We start from the raw sequence: 21,569 nt of genomic DNA on the forward strand, positions 1-21,569 counted from the left end.
ATTCTTTCATGCAAGCCGCGGTGCGAGTGCCTGGTTGTTTGTCGCGCGGTCGAACAGTCCTGGGGTCGCGACTGTCGGTGAGTGCGGTGAAATGTGCCGGTTGCCAGGTCGTTCTGCGCCCCATATAGAGGCTATCCGTCAAGCCGGTCGGATTCCGAAACCTGGACAGCTGTCTGGTACAGCTGGTAAGTTACTCGATATTCCACGGATGTGGAGTGCCAGGTTTCACCGTTGCGGCGGTGATCGAACTCAATGAGGAGTGGCGGCATGGACGGACTCAACAGGCGCAGCGCGTTGAAAGCCGGTGGGGTGGCCGGGGCTGCCGGGGCGTTCGCGGTGATAGCGGCGACCGCTACGGGGCGCGCGCAACCGTGGACATGGTCACCGCAGGGTTCGGTAGCCGGATCCGGATCCGGTGCCGACCCGATGACGGTGTGGGACCCCGAGGCCGACGAGCTGGTCGGCGGACTGATCGACCGGGGCGAGGTGCCCCGGATCAACGACGCATTGCGGACCTGGACCAAGAACGGCCAGCCACTGCCCGCCGGATTGCCACCGGAATTACGGGATTTCATGGAGTACGCCCGGCAACTGCCGCCGTGGACCGATCCGGCAAAACTGGATACGGCGATCCAGTTCAACAAGAAACGCGGACTGTATCTCGGTGTGCTGTACGGGTTCGCCAGCGGCATGATGAGCACCGTCATCCCCAAAGAAGCCCGCGCGGTCTACTACTCCAAAGGCGGGCACGACCTCGAGGACCGGATCTCCAAAACCGCCAAACTCGGCTACGACATCGGTAGTAACAACGCCTACGCCCCCGACGGCGAGATGATCGTCACCTGCGTCAAGACCCGGCTCGTCCATGCGGCGGTCCGGCACCTTCTGCCGCAGTCACCGCACTGGGTGCACTCGGCCGCGGAAGATATCCCGATCAGTCAGAACGACATCATGGTCACCTGGCACAGCCTGCCCACGACCGTGATGAAACACCTGACGTCGTGGAAAGTGCCGATCCCCGTGCACGAATCGGAGGCCTTCCTGCACTCGTGGCAGGTTGCCGGGCATATGCTCGGAGTTCGGGACGAATACATCCCGAAATCGTGGCCGGAAGCCAACTCCCAGGCGGCGCAGGTCCTCGACCCCATCCTGGCCCCGACCCCCGAAGGGATCAAACTGGCCGACCGGCTGCTGAGCCTGGGCGCCAATATCGACCTCACGATCCTCAGCAAGCCCGTTCTCGGCGCATTCACCCGTTTTCTGCTCGGTGATCACATCGCCGACGGACTGCACATCCCGCGCGAACCGGTCTGGGATCCGCTGCTCCGGTTCAGCTGGGGCCCTTTCATCGCCGTACGCGAGGGCATCCTCACCGCGGTCCCGCCGGCCGCCGATCCCTACTGGCTGCTCGACGAATTCCTCCGCAAAGCCGCACTCATGTACCTGTCCGAACTGCGGATGCCGATCAGTATCGAAATTCCCACCATGAACCGCGATATGAGCGTGCCACCACGCTGAACCATCGAAGGGTGCCGAAAACATGACTTCCCCCGCATCTTTCGACTCCGCGCCGGAACCCGACGCGGATCCGCCGATCTATGACCGGATCGGCGGCCGCGAAGCCCTGGAGACCGTCGTCGAAGACTTCTATGCCCGTGTCCTCGCCGACGAGGTTCTCCAGCCGTTCTTCACCGGCATCAACATGTCCCGGATGAAAGGCCGGCAGGTCGAGTTCTTCGCGGCAGCTCTCGGTGGGCCCGACCCTTATATCGGTGCCTCGATGAAGCAGGTGCATCAGGGGCGCGGTATCACCCGATACCACTTCGACCTCGTGGCCTGCCACCTCACGGATGCGCTGACCGGTGCGGGAGTGCCGGCGGAGCTGGTGGCCGAAATCATCGCCGCTGTCTCACCGCTGGCCGCTGAGATCGCATCGAATCCGTGAGCGGTAACCGGAACATGAACACATGCCCGGTAGACACCACATTCACTACCGAAGGAACATTATGACGCCCACAATCATCCGTCTTGCCGTCGCCTCCGTCGCGGCGACAAGCCTCGTCGGTGCCGCGGCCGGGGCGGCGGCCCAACCCGTCTCCTCACCGGCCCCCATGCCGGTCGCCGAGGGCGAAACCGGAACCGGCTCCTCGGCGTTGGACTCGGGATCGGCGGCCGCGCGAACGGCAGGGATACTCGCCGGCAACGGCGATATCATCGGAATCATCGTCCTACTCGGCGTCACCCCGTTCCAGATTCTGACCGACGGTGTCTGCGATATGGCCACCATGTCGGCCCTGCCGAGCCCCTGCACTCCGGGCCCGGCGCATTACACGGGCTGACTCCCGGCACGGGATGACGAACCGAGGGCCGTTCAAGCGGCGAGCCCCGAATCGCGAATGGCTTCGGCCAGCGGCTCCAGTACGGCGGGGTCGTGCGGCGGCGGCAGGTAGATGATCGCGAGCTCCAGACCCTCGGCGTCCAGCGCCGCCGCCCAATCGAGGGTTTCGGCGTAGCCGAGCTCGGGGTCGAGCCGCTTCTGCGCCGAGAGCAGGATCTCCTTCGGATCACGGCCGATATCGGCGCAATGGCCGGCCAGCACCTCGCGCTTGCGGGCGAAATCGGCGGGAGTGCCGGCGACGAAGTTCCAGTGCTGGGCGTACCGGGCGGTGGTCCGGAGGGTGCGTTTCTCACCGTTGCCGCCGATGCAGATCGGTGGGTGCGGGCGCTGCGGACCTTTCGGCTCGTTGCGGGCGTTGTTCAGCTGATAGAACTTGCCGTCGAAATCCGTTGTCTCCTGGCTCAACAGCCCGATGAGGACCTGGCAGGCCTCGTCGAACCGGTCGAGGCGTTCGGTGATGCTGCCCAGTTCGATACCGTAGGCGCCGGATTCCTCCTCGTTCCACCCGGCGCCGATACCGAGCTCGAGACGGCCACCGGAAATGATGTCGAGCGTGGCGGCCATATTGGCCAGCACTGCCGGATGGCGGTAGTGCACGCCGGTGACCATGGTGCCGAGCCGTAGACGTTCGGTGGCCTGCGCGAGCGCGGTCAGCGTGGTCCATCCCTCCATGCACGGCCCGGTGGAATCGGAGAAGATGGGGTAGAAGTGGTCGAAGGTCCAGCCGGATTCGTAGATCTCGATATCATCGGCGGCCCGCCAGACGGCCAGCATATCGGCCCAGGTCGTGTCCTGCGGGGAAGTCTTGAAGGCGAATCGCATGAGGACAGGCTAGAAGTTGGAGCGCGCTCCAGGTCAATATCGCCTCGGCGGGTCGGCGCGCGGGGTGTGCACAATTCGGTTATGCGGTCGACCGATCGGCTGCCCCTGCGGGCATACCGACTCGCACGGAGATCTGATGCGACAGGACAGCCATCGCGAAGACACCCACCGCGACGGCCGCCACTGCACCGAAACCTTCAGTCGCGAATTCGGCGAAGGCGTTGAGAACGGTGAATATCAGCGCCGCGATGCGCAACGTCTGCAGCGGCCACAGCGGGCCCGCCCGGCGGTAACAGATCGTCGCCGGAGCCGCTGTAGCGAGCGTCAGGCAGGCACTGATGAAGAGGATCAGTTCGGCCATACCCATCCGATCCACATCGATCACGGTATCGGAGGCGCGCAGGGACAGCCCGCCGGTCAACAGCGCGACGACCCCGATGATCACTCCCGCTGCCGAGGCCACGACCAGCAACCAGCCGATGATCGGTACCCACCGGGGGCTGCGGAGGAAACCGGGAACGAGACGCGGCAAGAACTGCTGGACCGAATACAGCCGGTCCACTCGGTGATCGGCCGCGTCCAGCAGCAGCCGGATACCGTGCACAGCACGCGGATCGGCACCGCCGTCCTCGGCGCGATTCAGCATCGCACGGGCCGCGCTGCGCCGATGCGCGGGTAAACCGCCCGCCATGCCGGTTGCCGCGATCGCCGCGGCATTGGCGAGATACTCGTCCACCGTCGGCGCCCGCACGATCCGCACCAGCCGGTTCGCGACCAGGATCACCAGCACCAGCACATACATGATCTCGGCCGCCGGCCCGTAGAAATAATCGTTGTCGGCAGTGACGAATTTGCCGACTTCATCGAGGAACAAACCGAACCCGATACCGCCGATCACCACGGCCACCGCCCGCGCAGTGGAACCGAGCAGCAACCAGCCCAGCAGCAGCGCCACCATCATCGCGGCACCGCCGTACAGGGCGTGTGCGATATGGAGCGAACCGCCGCCGACCTGCGGGTAATCGGTGAGCGCGAGATAGGTGCGGGTCACCAGGATGGTGGTGATCGCGATGACGAGGAATGTTTCGGCGGACGCGTTGCCGTAGGTGTTGCGCACGATCCTGGTGCGGTGCCGGGCGGTGCGGGTCGCGGGCATCGCGCTCACGGCCGGAACGACAGGTACATGACCGGCCACCCCGCCTCGACGCCCGCTGTCCCGAACCACTACCTGCCCCTGCCGTCGGACCCCGTCAGTACACCGGCATACGTGCCGGAAGGCGACAATAACCCGGTACCCGGACAAAATCGGGTAACCCTGTCGGCGGCGCAGTCGGCCGGGAGGCCCGTTCACAGCGCTCCCGTCCTGAGCGGGCCGAGTCCATCGCTGACCGGCTACCCTCGCGTTCTTACGGCTCGATCACGCGCCGGCGAAGCCTTCCGGTCTTCGAGCGGAACCGGGCATGGACGTCTCGACACGTTCAGGGCCGCCTTGCATGGGGGTGGCCGCCGCCTGCGGCCCAGCGGATAACCGCTGGGCCGCAGGCGAATACGCATCGCCCGGCGTTTCGTTTCTCGCCGCGATGAGCGCCGAAGTCGTCTTATGCCGGCGTCCGGGCGAGCAGAACGGTCGGCCCGGGGTCAGCGGGTGGCGATAATCGCCGAGCCGTGGCCGAAGAGGCCCTGGTTCACCGCAATACCCGCCCGAGCGTCTTCTACCTGGCGGCCGTCGGCCTCGCCGCGCAACTGCCAGGTCAGCTCGCAGACCTGCGCGATCGCCTGCGCGGGAATCGCCTCACCGAAACAGGCCAGCCCGCCACTGGGGTTGACCGGGATACGCCCGCCCAAGGTGGTGGCGCCGCTGCGCAGCAGTTCCTCCGCGCCGCCGGTCTCGCAGAGACCGATATCCTCGTACCAGTCCAGTTCCAGCGCGGTGGACAGGTCGTAGACCTCGGCCAGCGACAGGTCGGCGGGGCCGATCCCGGCCTCTTCGTACGCGGCGTGCGCGACGGCGGAACGGAACTCGCGCGGCGGTGGCTGGACGGCCACCGCGGAATCGGTCGCGAAATCGGGCAGATCGATCACGGTTTTCGGGAATGTCGGCGTAACCGTCGACAACGCACGGACGCGGACCGGATCGGTGACACCGTGGCGGCGCGCGTACTCCATCGATGTCAGCACCAGTGCGGCGCCGCCGTCGCTGGTCGCGCAGATATCCAGCAGGCGCAGCGGGTCCGAGACGACCGCCGAAGCCGCGACGTCCTCGGCCGTGACCTCCTTGCGATAGCGGGCGTACGGGTTGTTCAGGCCGTGCTTGGCGTTCTTCACCTTGACCGCGGCGAAATCGTCGAGCGTGGCACCGTGCAGCGCCATCCGCCGGCGGGCATACAGCGCGAAATAGATGGGGTTCGTCGCGCCGAGCAGGTGGAAACGCAACCAGTCCGGATCGTCGCGGCGTTCGCCGCCGACCGGCTGGAAGAAACCCTTCGGGGTGGCGTCCGCGCCGACCACCAGCGCTACATCGCACAAACCTGCGAGGATCTGAGCGCGGGCATTGGCGATGGCCTGGGCGCCGGAGGCGCAGGCGGCGTAGCTGCTGGAGATCCGTGCACCGGACCAGCCCAGCGCCTGGGCAAAGGTCGCGCCGGAAACGAATCCGGGATATCCGTTGCGGATGGTGTCGGCACCGGCGATATAGCCGACGTCGCGATGGTCCACCCCGGCATCGGCCAGCGCCGCGCGCGCCGCGACCAGCCCGTATTCGACGAAATTGCGCCCCCATTTGCCCCACTGGTGCATCCCCGCACCGAGGACGGCGATATCGCGGTCATTCGACTCAGGCATCGACCGGCCTCCACATCCACACCGTATGTTCTGCTTCCTCGTCTTCGTACAGCACGCCGAGGGTCAACTCGACCGGCATCCCGACGGCCAGATCGTCCACCGTGAGGCCACGCACCACCTGACCGAGGATCACCATCTGCTCGACCTCGAGCTCCACCGCCGCGACGACGTACGGCTCGAACGGTTCGGGGGAGACATAGGGCGGTGGCGGCTTGTACCGGGCGTCCGCATACGACCAGATCCGGCCGCGGGTGGAGAACAGGTACTCGGCCAGCTCGGAGCCGTCCTTCGGGCCCGTGCACTGCGGGTTGCGGCAGGCCAGGGTGTTCCGCGGGAAGTACGGCGTGCCGCAGGTAGTGCAGCGACTTCCCTTCAGGCGCACCGTGCCGTCATCCGCGGTGAACCAGTCGGCCACGGCGGGGCGTTGTTCTTTCTGCACAACCCCGACCGTATAGGAACAGGTTCTACTTTGGGGCCGGAAACCCACTCCATGGGAGTGTGACCGGAGGTACGGTGAGGCCGGATCGGGAGGTAACGGCCTCCTCGAGTCGATCTGGAGTACCACACACGATGGGCAGCGAAGTCATCGAACCGCAGTCGATCCGCAACGTCACGGTCGTCGGGGACCCCGACGCGACCACCCGAGTCGTGCACCGCCTGCTCCGTGATCTCACCAGAACCGGAACCGGCGTATCGGGCACGGTCCACTGGACCACCGACCACACCGAACACACGATCCGCATCGCCGAGCTGTCGAGCCACGCCCCCACTGCCGGCCTGGAACGGTCCATCCGGGTGGCCGACGGGCTGATCGCGGTCATGGACGCCACCGCGAAACGCGACCCGCGGCTCGAGACGGCGCTGCGAATCGCCGACGATCACCAGGTAGCCCGGATGTGCCTGGTGACCGGCCTCGACCGGCCCGCCGCCGACTTCGGCCACTGCCTCCGGACGATCGCGGATACGCACGGGGCCGTGCCCTTGGCGCTGCAGATCCCGCGCGGACTCGGCGCCGAGTTCGACGGCGCCGTCGATCTGATCTCGCTGCGGGAGCTCGAACCGGTGGCCGCCGGCCTCGCCGGGATTCATCGCCGAGCTGCCGAGCAGTGGTACCGCCACCTGGTCGACACGGTGATGGATCAGGACGACACCGGCGTTCCCGGCCCGTGGAAGATCCCGGTCGGCCGGTTACACCACCGCGTCCGCCACCTCACCCATATCGGCGATATAGCGCCCGTCCTGTGCGATACAACCCCCAGGAGCCACATCACCCCGCTCCTGGACGCCATCGTCCGCTACCTGCCCTCGCCCCTGCACGTCTGCCAACCGGAACACGCCCTCGACTACTGACCGGCGCCGCGGGGGCCGACGCCAGAGGGTCGGTCCAGTGGTTGGCCGCTGTCGGCCAGGGCGCTTCACGTGCCGGTCGGCGTGGCCGGCCTGCCGGTCTCGGTTCGGTGCCGCGCGTGTCCGCACCCGGTAACTGACTTCGCGCCGATCGAGACGACCTGTCCGGCGGTGCCGACTGCTCCTCCTATGCGCGCGCGGGTTTGCGGGCGACGGCCGCGTACAGCGGGAGGGTGTGGTCGTAGGCGGCGGGCTGATCCATTCGCGGCCGCCAGTGGTGTAGCGGGACTATTCCCGGTTCTACCAGGTCGAGGCCGGTGAAGAATTGCTCGAATTCGTTGCGGCTGCGGGGCTGCATGCCGATTCCGCTCTGGGTGTAGGTGGCTACGGTGCCGGCGACGCCCTCGGGATCGATCTCCGCGGTGAGATGCGTCATTGCCAGGTAGCTGCCGGGGGCGAGGGCATCCAGCAGGGTCGCGACGGCGGCGTAGATGGTGTCGCCCGGCACGAAATGGGCGATGGCGATGAGACTCAACGCGGTTGGTACCTCGGGATCGAGGGTGTCGGTCAGTGCGGGGGCGGACAGGATCGTATCCGGGGCGGTGAGATCGGCGTTGATATAGCCGGTGCGCCCTTCCGGGGTGCCGGTCATGAGGGCGCGGGCGTGCGCGAGGACCAGCGGATCGTTGTCCACGTACACGATGTGTGCGGCCGGGTTCACCTCCTGGACGACCTGATGCAGATTGGGTGCGGTCGGGATTCCCGTTCCGATATCGAGGAACTGGCCGATCCCGGACTCGGCGGCGAACCGGGCGGCCCGGTGCATGAAATCGCGGTTGGCCCGGGCGACCTTGCGCGCGTTCGGCACCGCCTGCTCCACCTTGGCGGCGGCGTCCTGATCTGCCGGATAGTTGTCCTTGCCGCCGAGCAGGTAGTCGTAGATCCGGGCGCTGTGCGGTTTATCGGTTTGCAGATCCAACGAATTTCCCGCCACGACACACTCCGATCCGAGATCGACACCGGTACAACGCTGTCGACGATATCGCTGCTGCCGGTGCAGCCGCATGCGTGGTGCGGAGATCTGTGCCAACGGTGAATGTTTCGTTGCTCGGTGACTCCGCCGGGCCGCATCGACGGCAACCCCGCCGCGGAACCCGGCCGCAATCGTATCGGCGACGCCACATTCGCCGACGCCCGGTGGCGCTGCCGGTTTGCTGCGGATAGCTTCATTGGGTGCAGGACCATCTCGACGACCTCCGATTCGCCCATGTTCTCGTGGATTCCGCGGCCGCGGCGAGCATGGAGCGGTTCAAGGCTCGCGACCTCGGGATCGAGTCGAAGCCGGATCTGGAGTCGGTGCGCGAATCCGAAACCGAGGTGGAGAAGCTCATTCGCGGTCAGTTGCAGCGTTCCCGCCCGCGTGACGCCGTTCTCGGCGAGGGGGAGGGGCTGGAGGGCACCGGGCCGCGGTGCTGGGTGGTCGACGCCATCGACGGTCTCGAGAACTATGCGCGCGGCGTACCTGTGTGGGCCACCCAGATTTCCCTGATCGAAGCCTCCGAGGGCGGTTACCGGCCGGTGGTCGGCGTCGTCTCCGCCCCCGCGCTGGGGCGCCGCTGGTGGGCCGCACAGGGTCACGGTGCCTTCACCGGCCGCAATCTCTCCTCGGCCTCCCGCATGCGTGTCTCGGGCGTTTCCAAGTTGCCGGACGCATCGTTCTCGTTCTCCTCCTTCGCAGGCTGGGAGGAGCAGGGCCGGTTGAGCGGTCTGCTGGCGCTTTCCCGGGAGGTGTGGCGTACGCGCGCGTACGGCGATTTCTGGCCCTACATGATGGTCGCCGAAGGTGTGGTCGATATCTGCGCCGATCCGGACCTCTCGCCGCTGGAGATGGCCGCGCACGCCGTGATCGTCACCGAGGCCGGTGGCGCCTTCACCGGCCTCGACGGCAGTCCGGGACCGCTCGGCGACAGCGCGGCCGCGTCGAACGGACTGCTGCACGACGAGTTGCTCGGGTATCTGAACGACCACTACTGACGAGCACGGTATCGAGGGCACTGTCGGCAGCTGTTCCGGCGAAGAGCCTGCCGGGCCGACGAGGATTCTCCGAGCCGCCGTGCGCGGACGGGCGGTCGTCCTCGCCCGGGCTCATCCTGCGGTATGAGCAAGGATGGCAGCCGCCAGCTCCTCGTGCACCTGCGGCGGCAGCGTATGGCCCATACCCGCGACGATCCGCAGCTGTGCCCCCGGTATCTGTTCGGCGATCACCGCGCCGTGCCCCCGTTTGACCGGTTCGTGACTGCCCTCGAGGACCAGCGTGGGTGCCTGGATTCGGGACAGCGCTCCGGTCGGTTCGAAGTCGGGACGTGCGGCGGCGGCCAGCCGGTGGTTGGCGGCCGCCGAGAGGTCGCGGGCCCGGTCGTAGATCCGTTCTTGCAGTTCGCGCGCCGCCGCCTCGTCGAACGGCAGGCCGGTCCCGTGGAGTACGCGCTGCTCGGCGACCATGCCGTCGATACGGGTGTGCCGGTCCTTCGCCGGTGGTGCGGCCATGAGCTCGCGGTAGAAGGAGACGAATTCGGGTGCCGGTTCGGGCAGGCTGCCCGGGGACTGCGGTTCGCCGAGCAGAGCGCGCATGAGTACCCGGCCCTCACCGCCGCCGAGTGGTGAGGAGCCGATAACCGTCAGCGAGCGCACCCGTTCCGGCCGTTCCACCGCGATGAGCTGGGCGAGGAGGCCGCCCGCCGAATGGCCCACCAGATGGGCGCTTTCGACCCCGTGGGCGTCCAGGACGCGGTACACGTCGTTCCCGAGGTCTTCCCAGGTGTACGGGTGGGTCGCGAAATCGACGATGTCCGACATCCCGGTGTCGCGGTGGTCGTACCGGATCACCCGGCGGTTTCCGGCGACGAGCCGGTCGATGAACTCCTCCGGCCACAGGATGCCCTGCGACATCGACCCCATGATCAGCAGGATCGGCGGATCCGCGGCGGCGCCGAACTCTTCACTCCAGATCTTCACGTCACGCATATCGTTCTCTTCCCTCGCACTGCTCTTGATTCGCTGTTCTGACCCGGCCGGTTCATCGATGAGTTCGTCGTGCGCCGACCCCGGCAGGCGTTGCTACCGCCCGCCGCGTCTGGTATTGCGGGGCAGCCCTTTCTTGGTGACGGCCGCGCGCGGTGGCGCCGGCCGAGCAGCGAAACGCTGATGGTTATTCGGAATCGGGAAGGTGCCGTGGGACTTTCGCATATCGGTTCCGCCTTTCGGCGAGGACGGTGGAATCGGCAGAGCGGGGGATGACCCCGTGTACCAGACCGCCTCGTCTGTAGTACTCTGGACGAAGTGATTTGAACCGTAGTACTACAGATGGAGTGGTGTCAAGTGGTCCGCACGAATCCCCAACGCCGCCAGGCGTTGCTGGACGCATCGATCGAGGTCCTGGCCCGGGAAGGGGCCCGCGGACTGACGTTCCGCGCAGTGGACAAGGAAGCCGAGGTGCCTGCCGGCACCGCCTCGAACTACTTCGCCAACCGTGACGACCTCCTGGTTCAGGCAGGCCACCGGTACTACGAGCGGCTGGTTCCCGACGAATCGGTCATGGTGAAACTGCAGGGTCCCCGATCCCGCGAGACCGTCACCGAACTCATGACCGAAGTCGTCGGACGCGTCACCCGGTTCCGCACCGGCTATCTCGCGCTGCTCGAACTGCGCCTGGAGGCCACCCGGCGACCCGAGCTGCAAGCCCTGCTCACCGAACGGGTCCGGGCCGATCTGGACTTCAATATCCGCAACCACGTCGACAACGGGATGCCTGGTGACGAGAACACCGTCGTCCTGCTGTTCCTCGCCCTGAACTGGCTCATCCTGGAACGCCTCACCCTGCCCGGGGTGTTCACCGAGGAGCAGGCCGATGAACTCGTCCGCATGGCGGTCGAGCGCGCGATTCCCGCCACCCACCGCGCCTGAGCGGCCCGCGGTTCGCCCGCTGCCAGCGCCCTTGACTGTTATATGGACACCCGTCTAACTTCGTGTCAGCCGCCGAGAGAAGTGGGCCGGTCGGAACCCGCTCGGGACCCCTCGGCGACTATGCCCGTACCCCGGATGGCCGCAGCCGGCCCTCCGCCCGACAACGATGATCGAAGGTGCCACGATGAGTAATCCGACCGAGCCGCTGCTGGGACAGGTGGCCCTGGTGACGGGCGCGGCCCGCGGACAGGGTCGCGCGCATGCGGTCCGGCTGGCCGAACAGGGCGCCGATATCATCGCCATCGATGCGTGTGCGCCGATCTCCGGCACCGTCACCTACCCCGCCGCCACTGCGGAGGATCTCGCGGAGACAGCGCGGCTGGTCGAATCGGTGGGCCGCAAAATCCTCACCCGCGCCGTCGATGTCCGGGATCTGGCGGCAATGCAGCAGCTGGTGGCCGACGGCGTCGACCGGTTCGGCCGCCTCGATGTGCTGATCGCCAATGCGGGCGTGCTGAGCTGGGGCCGGCTGTGGGAGATGAGCGAAGAACAGTGGGACACCGTTGTCGACGTGAATCTGAGTGGCACCTGGCGCACCGTCCGGGCGGCGTTGCCGGCGATGATCGAGGCGGGTAACGGTGGATCGGTCGTGATCGTCAGTTCCTCGGCCGGATTGAAAGCCACACCGGGTAACGGGCACTACGCGGCGTCCAAGCACGGGCTGGTGGCGCTGACCAACACGCTGGCGCTGGAAGCGGGTGAATTCGGTATCCGGGTGAACTCGATCCACCCGTACTCGGTGGACACCCCGATGATCCAGCCGGACGACATGATGGCCATGTTCGGTGAACATCCGTCCTTCCTGCACAGTTTCCCGCCCGTGCCGCTGAAATCGGCCAACGACGGCCAGAGCGGTTTCATGCCGGTCGAGGATGTGGCCGAAGTGGTGGCGTGGCTGGCCGGTCCCGCATCGGTGGCCATCACCGGCACGCAGGTCCCGGTCGATGCGGGAGCGCTGAAGTACTGAGGCCGGAGATGCGGGTGCTGATCACCGGCGCCACCGGATTCGTGGGCGCCTGGACCGCCAAAGCCGTGCACGACCGTGGACACCGGGTGCGGTTGCTGGTCCGCGACCCCGCCCGGCTGGCACCGATCGCGGCGGCACTGGGATTCGACGCCACCGACGTGGTGCGCGGGGATATGACCGACCCGGACCGAGTCCGCGAAGCGCTCGACGGCTGTGACGCGGTGGTGCACGCCGCCGCGGTGGTGGCGCTGCGGGCCGATGCGGCCGACGAGATGATCCGCGCCAACCTCGCCGGTGCGCGGAATGTGCTCGGCCAGGCGGCCGCCCGCGGGATCGACCCGATCGTGTACGTCTCGAGCATGACGGCCCTGTGGCATCCGCGGTGCCCGCTGGTGCACGCCGACCTGCCACCGGCGGGCGGTAACGACGGCTACGCCACCTCCAAGGCTCGCGTGGAGCGGTACGCCCGGGAACTGCAGCAGCAGGGCGCGCCCGTGGTGGTCACCTATCCGAGCTGCATCGTGGGCCCGGCCGCCGGGGATCAATTCGGGGAATCCGGTGAAGCCGTCGCCGCCTTCGTCCGCGTCGGAATTCCGGGCCGCGGCGCGGCCTTCACGATCGGTGATGTCCGCGACCTCGCCGAGGCCCACGTCCGGCTCCTCGAACCGGGCCGCGGGCCACGCCGCTACGTCCTGGGCGGACACTATGTGACCGGCGCCGAATTGGCCGGTCTGCTCACGGATATCACCGGCCGGCGGGTCCGCTACTACGGTGTTCCCGACGGTGTGCTCGTCGCCGCCGGTAAGCTCGCGGACCGGTTCCGGCGCGTGCTGCCGGCCGCCGTGAGCCAGCTCAGCGAGACCTCGATCCGCTACCTCACCGACTCTCCACCCACCGACGACGGCCCCGCCCAACGCGATCTCGGCCTCACCTTCCGGCCGGTCCGGGAGACCTTGGCGGATATGCTCACCGATCGCCGCCGACCCCGCTAGGACCGGACTCGGCGTCTTCGGCGGGGAGCCAGGGCGATCGACCGCGCCCGGTCGCGCTGCGGGTTCAGAGCTTCGTGGCCGCTTCCCACGCTGTGTGGACCGCGCCCTGAATGTAATCGACCTGCACGGCGTCGCCCACCACATGCACCTCGGGAACAACCCCCTCCAGCGCCTCGGCCAGTTGCGCCGACGCGGAAACCTCCGACGCGACGACAACCATATCCGCCGGAGCGGTCGAGGTTTTGTCTCCGACGGTGAACTCGACGTACTTCTCGGTGATCCGCTGCACGGTGGCCTGGCGGTGTATCTGCACGCCCGACTCCTTGGCGTGGCGTACCGCGGTCCAGCGCCGCGGCAGCGCCATCGGCACGCCGAGCCGGCCGCCTTCTTCGAGCAGGGTCACGTTACGGCCGCGTTCGGCGAGGAACTCCGAAAGTTCCAGGCCGACGAGCGAACCGCCGATCACGACGACGTTCTTGCCCATCGGCAGGAACTTACGGGTGACGGTGCGGATCGCGGCCGCGCTCTTGGTGATACCGGACAGTTTGCCGAGTGTGGCAATAGTCCGGAGCAGTAGCGGCACCTGCGACACATCGCCGGAGCCGGTCATCAAGGCGCGCAATGTATCACCGGTGTGTACATGCGGCAGATCGCTACCCGGGACCGCGGGCCGTCCGCGCACCGCGCCGGTGGCGACGACGACCGCATCCGGTTGCAGCGCCTGGATCGAGGCCGGCGTGGCCTCGGTCTTCAAGCGGATATCGATATCCGGACGCCGGGTCTGCACCTTCAGCCAGTCCAGCAGCATCTGGTTGTCCGGTGTGGTGAGACCGGAGAACCAGAGCGTGCCGCCGAGCCGATCGGATTTGTCCAGTACGGTCACGCGATGCCCGCGCTCGGCCGCGACCCGGGCGGCTTCGAGTCCGCCGGGTCCCGCGCCTACGACGACCACATGTTTGCGCGTGGTGGCAGGTGTCAGCGGAAGCAGCTTTTCGTTGCCCAGTGCGGGATTCACCGCGCAGAGGGGAGTGTCGTCCCAGAAGTTCTCCTGAACGCACACATAGCAATTGATACAGGGCCGGACCTGTTCCGGCGTCCCCGCCCGGAGCTTGTTCACCAGATCCGGATCGGCCAGCAGCTGCCGGCCCATGGCCACGAAATCGGTGGTGCCCGCCGCGATCGCCTGTTCGCCGACCTCCGGCAGTACCCGGCCGACGGCGATCACCGGGATGGATACGGCCTGCTTCACCGCGGCCGCCAGGTCCGTGTAGGCGCCGACCTTGTCGGGCAGGGGACCGTCGGTGAAATTGGAGAACGGGTTACGACCCCACCCGGTGACATGGATGGCATCGGCGCCGGCCGCTTCGAACAGGGCCGCCGCCTGCACGGCTTCTTCGGTGGTCAGCGCGCCTTCCTCGCCGAATTCCCGGCCCGCGACGCGCACCAGGATCGCGAGGGAATCGCCGACCTCCGCCTCGACCGCGCGGATCACCTCCACCGCCAGCCGCGCACGGTTCTCGAGTGACCCGCCGTACTCATCGGTGCGTTTGTTGTCCGCCCGGTTCAAGAAAGCGCCGAGTACGTAGCCGTGCGCGACGTGGATCTCGACCGCGTCCCCGCCGGCATCGCGCACCCGTCCGGCGGCCTCGGCGAAGCAGCGCACCAGCCAGTCGATATCTTCCCGGGTGGCCTCGTGGTAGGTGGCCTGCTTCCCGCCGGTGACGGCGCCCATCTTCTGCAGCTCGCCGGGAGTGTTGTCGGCCAGCGCGGACAGGTCCGCCGGTCCGGCGGGCGGCGACGGAACCAGCAACGGGCGATCCTGGACGGTGTCGATCCGGGCGATCTTGCCGTGATGGGTCATCTGCACACACAGCTTGCTACCGGCGGCGTGGACGGCGTCGGCCAGCGCTTTCAGCCCGGGAACGAACCGGTCCTCGGAGAGCCCGGGCTCTTTGGTGCTCGCGCACCCGACCGGGTACGCGACCGCGCAGGCGCCGGTGATGATGAGTCCCGTGCCACCGGCCGCGCGGGCGGCGAAATGATCGATATCGCCCTGTTCGATCTCGCCGTCCTCGCACAGATTCATATCCATCGCGGGCAAGACCACGCGGTTGGCCAGCGAAACCGGGCCGATGGTCCCGGGGGCGAGCAGATGCGGGAAGGTCCTGGTGCGGGTCACGAGTAGAAGTTAGACCTTCCGCCGAATCCGTCATCGCGCTGTTCCCGATCACCGAGACCGGGCCGACGCTTGCCCATATCGCGCGAGAGTTGTCGATCTTGTGCCTAGGATCCGTCCGGTGACACTTTCCGAGCATCCATCGCCCCGGGCTCCGCGCAGTTCACCCACCGATACCGACGGCCCGCGGATTCCGTTGTACGTCCCGGAGTTCGCGGTCGATCCGCACAGCACCTACCGCGCCATGCGGGAACAGTACGGGTCTCTGGTGCCCGTCGAGGTGGCGCCGGGCGTGCCCGCGACGCTGGTGATCGGCTACTACACGGCGCTGCGGATCTACAACGATCCGGATCATTTCCCGGCCGACCCGCGCACCTGGCAGCGCGATATCCCCGCGGATTGCCCGGTGCTGCCGCTCATGCAGTGGCGGCCCAATGCCCGGCGTAACGACGGCAGCGCGCACGCACGCTATCGGCAGGCGATCGTCGCCGGTCTGGGCGAGGTCGACCCGTTCGGCCTGCACGAGACCGTGGAACGGGTCGCCATTCCGCTGATCAACTCCTTCTGCGGCGACGGATCGGCGGACCTGATCAAGCAGTATGCGTTCCCGCTCACCTTCGCCGTGCTGAACGCGATGCTGGGCTGCCCCACCGAGATCGCGCAGCGGGCCGCGACCGGGATGGCCGCCATGTTCGAAGGTGTCGGCGCCGAGGGTGGTGCCGAGTTGCTCATGAAATCGCTGGCGGAACTGATCGAGCTCAAACGCGTTCACCCTGGTGACGATGTGACGACACGGATGATGCGGCACCCGAGCGCATTGACCGAACCCGAGATCGCGAACCAGATCGGAACGATATACGGGGCAGGTATCGAACCGCTGCAGAATCTGATCGTCAATGCGTTGCGGTTGATGCTCACCGACGAACAGTTCGGCGACAGCGCGCTCGACGGTAGCCTGTCCACCCGGGACGCGCTGGACGAGGTGCTGTTCAACGACCCGCCGATGGCGAATTTCTGTTTCACCTTCCCGAAGCAGCCGATTCTCATCGACGATGTGTGGTTGCCGGCCCACCAGCCGGTGATCATCAGCATGGCGGCCTGCAATACCGATCCGGTGATCGGCTCGAACCGGCACGCGGGTAACCGGGCGCATCTGGCTTTCGGCGGTGGGCCCCATGTGTGCCCGGCCAGTTCGCTGGCCTACCTGATCGCGCAGGACGCCATCGACCAATTGCTCGACGGCTTGCCGGAGATCCGGCTCGGGGTGCCGGCCGATGAGCTGACCTGGCGGACAGGCGCTTTCCATCGGGCATTGACCGCGCTGCCGGTCGTCTTCCCGCCCTCACCGCCACTGTCACCGCTCTAGCTGTCAGGTCTCGCGTTGCCGGGCGACGTTGTTCAGCCAGTCGTCGACGACCCGGTCCGCGAGGACCGAATCGGCGCGCAGGAGCCGGGTGAGTTCGAGCCCGCGAACGAGTGCCATCAGCGATTCGAACGCCGTCCGGGCGGCTTCGGGATCGGCGATACCGGCGTGCCGTTCGAAATGGTCACGCAGTGCGGACCCCAGTTGTTTCTCCGCAGGTAGCAGCGCGTCGCGCAACTGCGGGTCGGTGCGGGACGCCGCCCACAGTTCCATTGCCGCCTGAAAGGCCGGTCCGGTCATGGCCGACCGGACCGCCTGCACCATCTGCGGCAGGGATTCGGGCCCGTCGCCCAGCCCGGCGACGTGTTCGCCGAAAACGGCCAGGCGCCGGTCGGCGATATGGTGGATCGCGGCGACCAGCAACTCCGATTTCGACGCGAAATGGTGGAGGAGCGCGCCTCGTGAGACGCCTGCCTCCTCCTGGATCCGCTGTGTGGTCGTGCCCGCGTAGCCGTGGTCGACCAGGCACCGGATCGTCGCGTCGAGCAGTGCGGCGTGGGTTTTCGCGTGCTGTTCTCTACGGGAGAGGCCGGTGGTGCGCGGGACCGGTTGCGTGGAGCTCTGCGACGTAGCGCCGGCGCCGCGCCCGGTACCTATCGTCTTCCCGGTCACAGGGCTTCGAGCCGGCCGTCGGCGATCTGCTCACGAAGCCGGAACTTCTGGAGTTTGCCCATCGCGTTCACGGGGAAGCTCTCGGCGACGTACCAGGATTTCGGGGTCTTGGGTGGGGCGAGTCGTTCCCGCAGGTAATCCTGGAGCTCGGCCGATGTGGGGGCCGGTCGGGTCGGGTCCGGCCGGACCACCGCGGCCACGCTCTCGCCCCAACTTCCATCGGGCAGGCCGAGGACGACCGCGTCGATGAGCGCGGGATGCGCGGCCAAGGCCTCCTCGATTTCGCGCGGATAGATGTTCTCCCCGCCGCGGATGATCATATCCTTGAGCCGGCCGGTGACGCGTACGTAGCCGCGGGCGTCCATCGTCCCGAGATCGCCGGTGTGCAGCCGGCCCTCGGCATCGATCGTCTGCGCCGTTTCGGCGGGCATCCCGAGGTATTCGATCATTTGCTGGTAGCCGCGGGCACAGATCTCGCCCTCGGCCCCGAGGGGCTGCACCGCACCGGTGTCGGGATCGCGCACGGATACCTCGACGCCGGGGAGGGGGCGGCCCGCCGTGAACAGGTTGTCGTCGCGGTTGTCGGCAGGACTCGTCTGGCAGATGACCGGCCCGAGTTCGGTCTGGCCGTACACCGCGCTCATCGCGGCGCCGCAGGTTTGCGCCCAGCCGTCGATCAGAGCGGGCGGGACGGCATCGCCACCGGACATCACGACCCGCAGGGCGCGGAGATCGAATTCGGCGAGTCCGGGATGGGCGAGCAGGGCATGCAGCATGGCGGGCACGCCACCGTAGATCTCGGCGCGGTGATCCTGGATCGCCGCCAGCATCGTTGCCGGGTCGAATATTTCGGCGAGAACCAGTGTGGCCCGCTGATACGCCGACCCCAGCGCCGCCAGCCCGCACCCGGCGGTGTGGAAGAGCGGTAACGCGGTGGCGAAGGTCGCCCCCGGTGCCGCACCGCAGCGGTCGCGGACGAAGGCCGCATTGGTCACCATCGACCGGTGCGCCAGTACTGCCGGCTTCGCGCGGCCGGTGGTGCCGGAGGTGAACTGGATCTGGGTGGCCGAACGCGGATCGACCACCGGTAGTTCCGCGCGCTTCTCGGTACCGCGGACATCGTCGAGCCAGCCGTCGAAGGTGACGGCCGCGCGCACCGCGGGGACTGCGGGCAGCACGGCGTGGATCTGGGCGGCCATATCGGTACCGCGGAAGCTGTCGGTGTAGAAAACGCCGGCCGCATGCGACCGGTCGAGTGCGTATTCGAGTTCGGGTCCACGCAGGGCGGGGTTGGCCGTGACGAGCACCAGCCCGGCGAACGCGGCGCCGTACTGCAGCACGAGCCATTCGGGGACATTCGGCGCCCACACCGCGATATGTTCGCCGGGCCGGAACCGGTCGAGCAACCAGGCTGCCGCGCGTTCGGCATCGTCGAGCAGCTGCGCGTAGGTCCAGGAGCGGGCATTACGTTGCGGAGCCACCGAGACCAGCGCGACTTTCTCCGGCGCGTCGGCGGCCGCCTGCCGGAGCAGTTCACCCACCGTGACCTCGAGAACCGGCCTGCTGGTGTCGACCGGCCACAAAGATTCGGTGAGCGCCGTCATCGCCGCTGCTCCGCCCGCTGCTCCAGCTCCCGTTTCATCCGCTCGATCTCGTCGTCGGCCGGGATCGCGCCGCCGCCGTCCGGGATGAACCGGCCCGTATCGCGCCACTGGACCGCGGCCTCGAACCCGTGTTGCTGGGCGAAATCGACGAACCAGCGGCCCTCGGGGGAGTGGCGGGTGATGCCGTCGAAGAGGACCGCGAGGTTCTGTGTCGTCTGCAGGCCCATGTTGTCGTAGGCCTGGTTGATCATCATCTTCTGCATGACCAGCTGGTTGGTGGGGACCCCGGCCATCCGGTCGACGAGTTCTTCGACCGCGGTATCGAGTTCGGCCGCCGGGACCGCATCGATGACCAGCCCCCATTCCCGGGCCCGGATCCCGTCGATGGTGTCGCCGGTGAGCAGCATCCGCTTCGCGCGTTCGGCGCCGAGGCGATACACCCACATCGCGGTGGTGGGGCAACCCCATACCCGGGCCGGCATATAGCCGATCCGCGCGTCCTCCGCCATGACGACGAGGTCGCAGGACAGCGCGATATCGCTACCGCCCGCGACGGCGTAGCCGTGTACTTTCGCGACGGTGGGTTTGGCCGAACGCCACAGCGAGAAGAAGTGGTCGGTATTGGTTTTCATCATCCGGAAATCCTTGATCGGATCCCAGACCGCGCCCTGATGTTCCGCACCGCCTTCGGCGTAGAGCTTCAGGTCGTAGCCCGCGCAGAAGGCGCGGCCCGCCCCCTGGACCACGATGACGCGTACCGAATCGTCGGCGTTCGCCGCAGCGACGGCGTCACCGATTTCGCGAGCCATCTCGCCGGTGATCGCGTTCAGGCGCTCCGGCCGATTCAAGGTGAGGTAGGCGCGGTGGTCGCGTACTGCGTAGTCGACCGTCGTTCCGGTGAAGGTCATCTCGGTGTTCCGATCTGGTCGGCGAAGGTACCGAGAACGGTTTCACAGTCCGATTGGACTGTCAATGGGAAGTCAGCGGCCCGAGCGGGTCACCGGCACATCTTCGGCGAAATCGACCACGAGTTCCCGGCGGGAGAACAACCAGGTGCCGTCGGAGAACTCGAAGGTGTCCTGATAGCGCAGCGCGATCCGGTTGTCCCGGTGACCCTCACCGCGCGCGTAGATATGGTGCGCCGTGCAGTAGGTCTCGCCGTGGGCGCGGCCGGCGGTATCGGTCTCGACCACCTGCTGTCCGATGACGTGCCGGGTCGCCACCAGGTGCGATACCGCCCCCACCACCGACCGGGCCACTGTCTCCCGGCCGCGGAGCTCCGCCGGTGCGTCCGTTCGGTTCAGTTCGGGCGGCAGTACGACCACCACCTCGGAGGTACACAGGCCGGCGACTGCCGTGGTGTCCCGGCGGTCGACGGCTTGGGCATAGCGCGCGGCGAGTGCGCTCAGGGCAAGACGGTCGGCAGGGTCCATCGTTGTATCTCAGCCCTGATCGACACGGATCCCAAGGGGGCCTCTCGCTGGGTGAGACTCCGGTGGCCGCACCGCCCGCGAGTACCGCACGCTGCCCCTCGGAACAGGAGGCATACATATGGGTACGTTGACCGGTCGGGCCGCACTCGTCACCGGCGCCGGGGTGGGTATCGGGCGCGGTATCGCGGGTGCGCTGGCCCGGGAGGGCGCGGATGTGCTGGTCGCCGAGATCGACGCGGCCGCCGGTGCGGATACCGCGAAATGGCTGACCGAGACATGGGGCGTGCGGGCGCACTTCGTGCACACCGATGTCACCGAACAACGTCAGGTCGAGGCAATGGTGGACGCCGCGGTGTCCGAATACGGCCGGCTGGACATTCTGGTCAACAATGCCTGGCGCGGAACGGGTTATGCCCGGCTGGAGAAGACGGCGCCCGAGGTGATGTCCGCGGGTTTCGATATGGCGGTGATGGCCGCGTTCTGGGCCATGCAGCGGGCGTATCCAGCGCTGGCGGAACACGGAACCGGGCGGGTCGTGAACCTGGCCAGCCTCAACGGTGTCAACGCGCATATGTACTCGGTCGCCTACAACGCGGCCAAGGAGGCGCTGCGGGCCCTGACCCGTACGGCGGCGCGCGAATGGGCGCCGAAACAGGTGTGCTGCAATGTGATCTGCCCCGGCGCGCGCAGTGCGGCCTACCAGCGGATGGCCGATGCCAATCCGGAGATGGCGGCCTCGATCGATGCGGCGAACCCGATGGGTCGCGTGGGGGATCCCCTCGACGATATCGGTCCGGTCGTGGCCTTCCTCGCCGGTGACGGGGCGCGCTACCTCACCGGTAACACCCTGTTCGTCGACGGCGGCGCGCATATCAACGGCGTGCAATGGGCGCCGCAGGTCGACTGAACGCCGGCCCGCTTTCCACTGGCT

21 protein-coding genes are annotated in these 21,569 nt (G+C 67.4%); 10 read left to right on the forward strand and 11 right to left on the reverse strand.

Annotated elements, in window-relative coordinates; all coding sequences use genetic code 11:
- Positions 1-267 precede the first annotated feature (267 nt).
- The 3 genes from QH196_RS19970 to QH196_RS19980 all read left to right on the forward strand — a co-directional run bounded on the left by QH196_RS19970 (position 268) and on the right by QH196_RS19980 (position 2,339).
- Entirely contained in the window at positions 268-1,518 is a 1,251-nt protein-coding gene (locus QH196_RS19970; RefSeq protein ID WP_280417328.1) for an oxygenase MpaB family protein, read from the forward strand.
- Between the two features lie 22 nt (positions 1,519-1,540).
- Positions 1,541-1,945 carry a group I truncated hemoglobin gene (locus QH196_RS19975; RefSeq protein WP_280417329.1) on the forward strand — a complete coding sequence of 135 codons (405 nt, stop codon included), beginning with the start codon at positions 1,541-1,543 and terminating at the stop codon, positions 1,943-1,945.
- A gap of 61 nt (positions 1,946-2,006) precedes the next feature.
- Complete coding sequence (locus QH196_RS19980; protein ID WP_280417330.1) at positions 2,007-2,339, forward strand: hypothetical protein; 333 nt, start codon at positions 2,007-2,009, stop codon at positions 2,337-2,339.
- Positions 2,340-2,371: 32 nt separating this feature from the next.
- On the opposite strand, the gene QH196_RS19985 is transcribed toward QH196_RS19980, so the two are convergent.
- The 4 genes from QH196_RS19985 to QH196_RS20000 form a co-directional block, all read right to left on the reverse strand.
- Entirely contained in the window at positions 2,372-3,220 is an 849-nt protein-coding gene (locus tag QH196_RS19985; RefSeq protein ID WP_280417331.1) for an LLM class F420-dependent oxidoreductase, read from the reverse strand.
- Positions 3,221-3,299: 79 nt separating this feature from the next.
- Positions 3,300-4,376 carry a hypothetical protein gene (locus QH196_RS19990; protein ID WP_280417369.1) on the reverse strand — a complete coding sequence of 359 codons (1,077 nt, stop codon included), beginning with the start codon at positions 4,374-4,376 and terminating at the stop codon, positions 3,300-3,302.
- Between the two features lie 482 nt (positions 4,377-4,858).
- On the reverse strand, positions 4,859-6,061 hold the full coding sequence (locus QH196_RS19995; protein WP_280417332.1) for a lipid-transfer protein: 1,203 nt from the start codon (positions 6,059-6,061) through the stop codon (positions 4,859-4,861).
- Complete coding sequence (locus tag QH196_RS20000) at positions 6,054-6,476, reverse strand: Zn-ribbon domain-containing OB-fold protein (protein ID WP_062980267.1); 423 nt, start codon at positions 6,474-6,476, stop codon at positions 6,054-6,056. Before QH196_RS20000 ends, QH196_RS19995 begins: the two co-directional genes overlap by 8 nt.
- A 155-nt stretch (positions 6,477-6,631) precedes the next feature.
- Here QH196_RS20000 and QH196_RS20005 point away from each other — a divergent pair, with 155 nt between their 5' ends.
- The gene (locus tag QH196_RS20005) at positions 6,632-7,411 is read left to right on the forward strand and encodes a GTP-binding protein (protein ID WP_280417333.1); all 780 of its coding nucleotides are present in this window, start codon (positions 6,632-6,634) and stop codon (positions 7,409-7,411) included.
- 184 nt (positions 7,412-7,595) lie between these two features.
- Here the strand turns inward: QH196_RS20005 and QH196_RS20010 are convergent, their stop codons facing one another.
- The gene (locus QH196_RS20010) at positions 7,596-8,387 is read right to left on the reverse strand and encodes an SAM-dependent methyltransferase (RefSeq protein ID WP_280417334.1); all 792 of its coding nucleotides are present in this window, start codon (positions 8,385-8,387) and stop codon (positions 7,596-7,598) included.
- Positions 8,388-8,641: 254 nt separating this feature from the next.
- Here QH196_RS20010 and QH196_RS20015 point away from each other — a divergent pair, with 254 nt between their 5' ends.
- A complete protein-coding gene (locus tag QH196_RS20015) occupies positions 8,642-9,442 on the forward strand; it encodes an inositol monophosphatase family protein (RefSeq protein WP_280417335.1) in 801 nt (266 codons plus the stop codon).
- Positions 9,443-9,553: 111 nt separating this feature from the next.
- Here the strand turns inward: QH196_RS20015 and QH196_RS20020 are convergent, their stop codons facing one another.
- Positions 9,554-10,432, reverse strand: coding sequence for an alpha/beta fold hydrolase (locus QH196_RS20020; RefSeq protein WP_280417336.1), 879 nt, complete (start codon positions 10,430-10,432; stop codon positions 9,554-9,556).
- Between the two features lie 354 nt (positions 10,433-10,786).
- Here QH196_RS20020 and QH196_RS20025 point away from each other — a divergent pair, with 354 nt between their 5' ends.
- The 3 genes from QH196_RS20025 (at position 10,787) to QH196_RS20035 (ending at position 13,390) form a co-directional block, all read left to right on the forward strand.
- Complete coding sequence (locus tag QH196_RS20025) at positions 10,787-11,371, forward strand: TetR/AcrR family transcriptional regulator (protein WP_280417337.1); 585 nt, start codon at positions 10,787-10,789, stop codon at positions 11,369-11,371.
- A gap of 184 nt (positions 11,372-11,555) precedes the next feature.
- On the forward strand, positions 11,556-12,398 hold the full coding sequence (locus QH196_RS20030; protein WP_280417338.1) for a mycofactocin-coupled SDR family oxidoreductase: 843 nt from the start codon (positions 11,556-11,558) through the stop codon (positions 12,396-12,398).
- Between the two features lie 8 nt (positions 12,399-12,406).
- Complete coding sequence (locus tag QH196_RS20035) at positions 12,407-13,390, forward strand: SDR family NAD(P)-dependent oxidoreductase (RefSeq protein ID WP_280417339.1); 984 nt, start codon at positions 12,407-12,409, stop codon at positions 13,388-13,390.
- Between the two features lie 64 nt (positions 13,391-13,454).
- Here QH196_RS20035 and QH196_RS20040 read toward each other — a convergent pair whose 3' ends face one another.
- Positions 13,455-15,569: an FAD-dependent oxidoreductase gene (locus tag QH196_RS20040; protein WP_280417340.1), complete on the reverse strand. Its 2,115-nt coding sequence runs from the start codon at positions 15,567-15,569 to the stop codon at positions 13,455-13,457.
- Positions 15,570-15,687: 118 nt separating this feature from the next.
- Here QH196_RS20040 and QH196_RS20045 point away from each other — a divergent pair, with 118 nt between their 5' ends.
- Positions 15,688-16,932 (forward strand): cytochrome P450, encoded by a 1,245-nt coding sequence (locus QH196_RS20045; protein ID WP_280417341.1) that lies wholly within the window; start codon positions 15,688-15,690, stop codon positions 16,930-16,932.
- Between the two features lie 3 nt (positions 16,933-16,935).
- Here the strand turns inward: QH196_RS20045 and QH196_RS20050 are convergent, their stop codons facing one another.
- The 4 genes from QH196_RS20050 to QH196_RS20065 form a co-directional block, all read right to left on the reverse strand.
- Positions 16,936-17,601, reverse strand: coding sequence for a TetR/AcrR family transcriptional regulator (locus QH196_RS20050; protein ID WP_280417342.1), 666 nt, complete (start codon positions 17,599-17,601; stop codon positions 16,936-16,938).
- The gene (locus tag QH196_RS20055; RefSeq protein ID WP_280417343.1) at positions 17,598-19,205 is read right to left on the reverse strand and encodes a class I adenylate-forming enzyme family protein; all 1,608 of its coding nucleotides are present in this window, start codon (positions 19,203-19,205) and stop codon (positions 17,598-17,600) included. The genes QH196_RS20050 and QH196_RS20055 overlap by 4 nt, the downstream gene beginning before the upstream one ends.
- The gene (locus QH196_RS20060; RefSeq protein WP_280417344.1) at positions 19,202-20,113 is read right to left on the reverse strand and encodes a crotonase/enoyl-CoA hydratase family protein; all 912 of its coding nucleotides are present in this window, start codon (positions 20,111-20,113) and stop codon (positions 19,202-19,204) included. Before QH196_RS20060 ends, QH196_RS20055 begins: the two co-directional genes overlap by 4 nt.
- Before the next feature lie 72 nt (positions 20,114-20,185).
- Positions 20,186-20,638, reverse strand: coding sequence for a nuclear transport factor 2 family protein (locus QH196_RS20065; protein ID WP_280417345.1), 453 nt, complete (start codon positions 20,636-20,638; stop codon positions 20,186-20,188).
- Positions 20,639-20,756: 118 nt separating this feature from the next.
- Between QH196_RS20065 and QH196_RS20070 the strand changes: the two genes are divergently transcribed.
- A complete protein-coding gene (locus QH196_RS20070; protein ID WP_280417346.1) occupies positions 20,757-21,545 on the forward strand; it encodes an SDR family NAD(P)-dependent oxidoreductase in 789 nt (262 codons plus the stop codon).
- Positions 21,546-21,569: the final 24 nt, after the last annotated feature.

It is taken from the genome of Nocardia carnea (assembly GCF_029868325.1).
Classification (GTDB): Bacteria; Actinomycetota; Actinomycetes; order Mycobacteriales; family Mycobacteriaceae; genus Nocardia; species Nocardia carnea_C.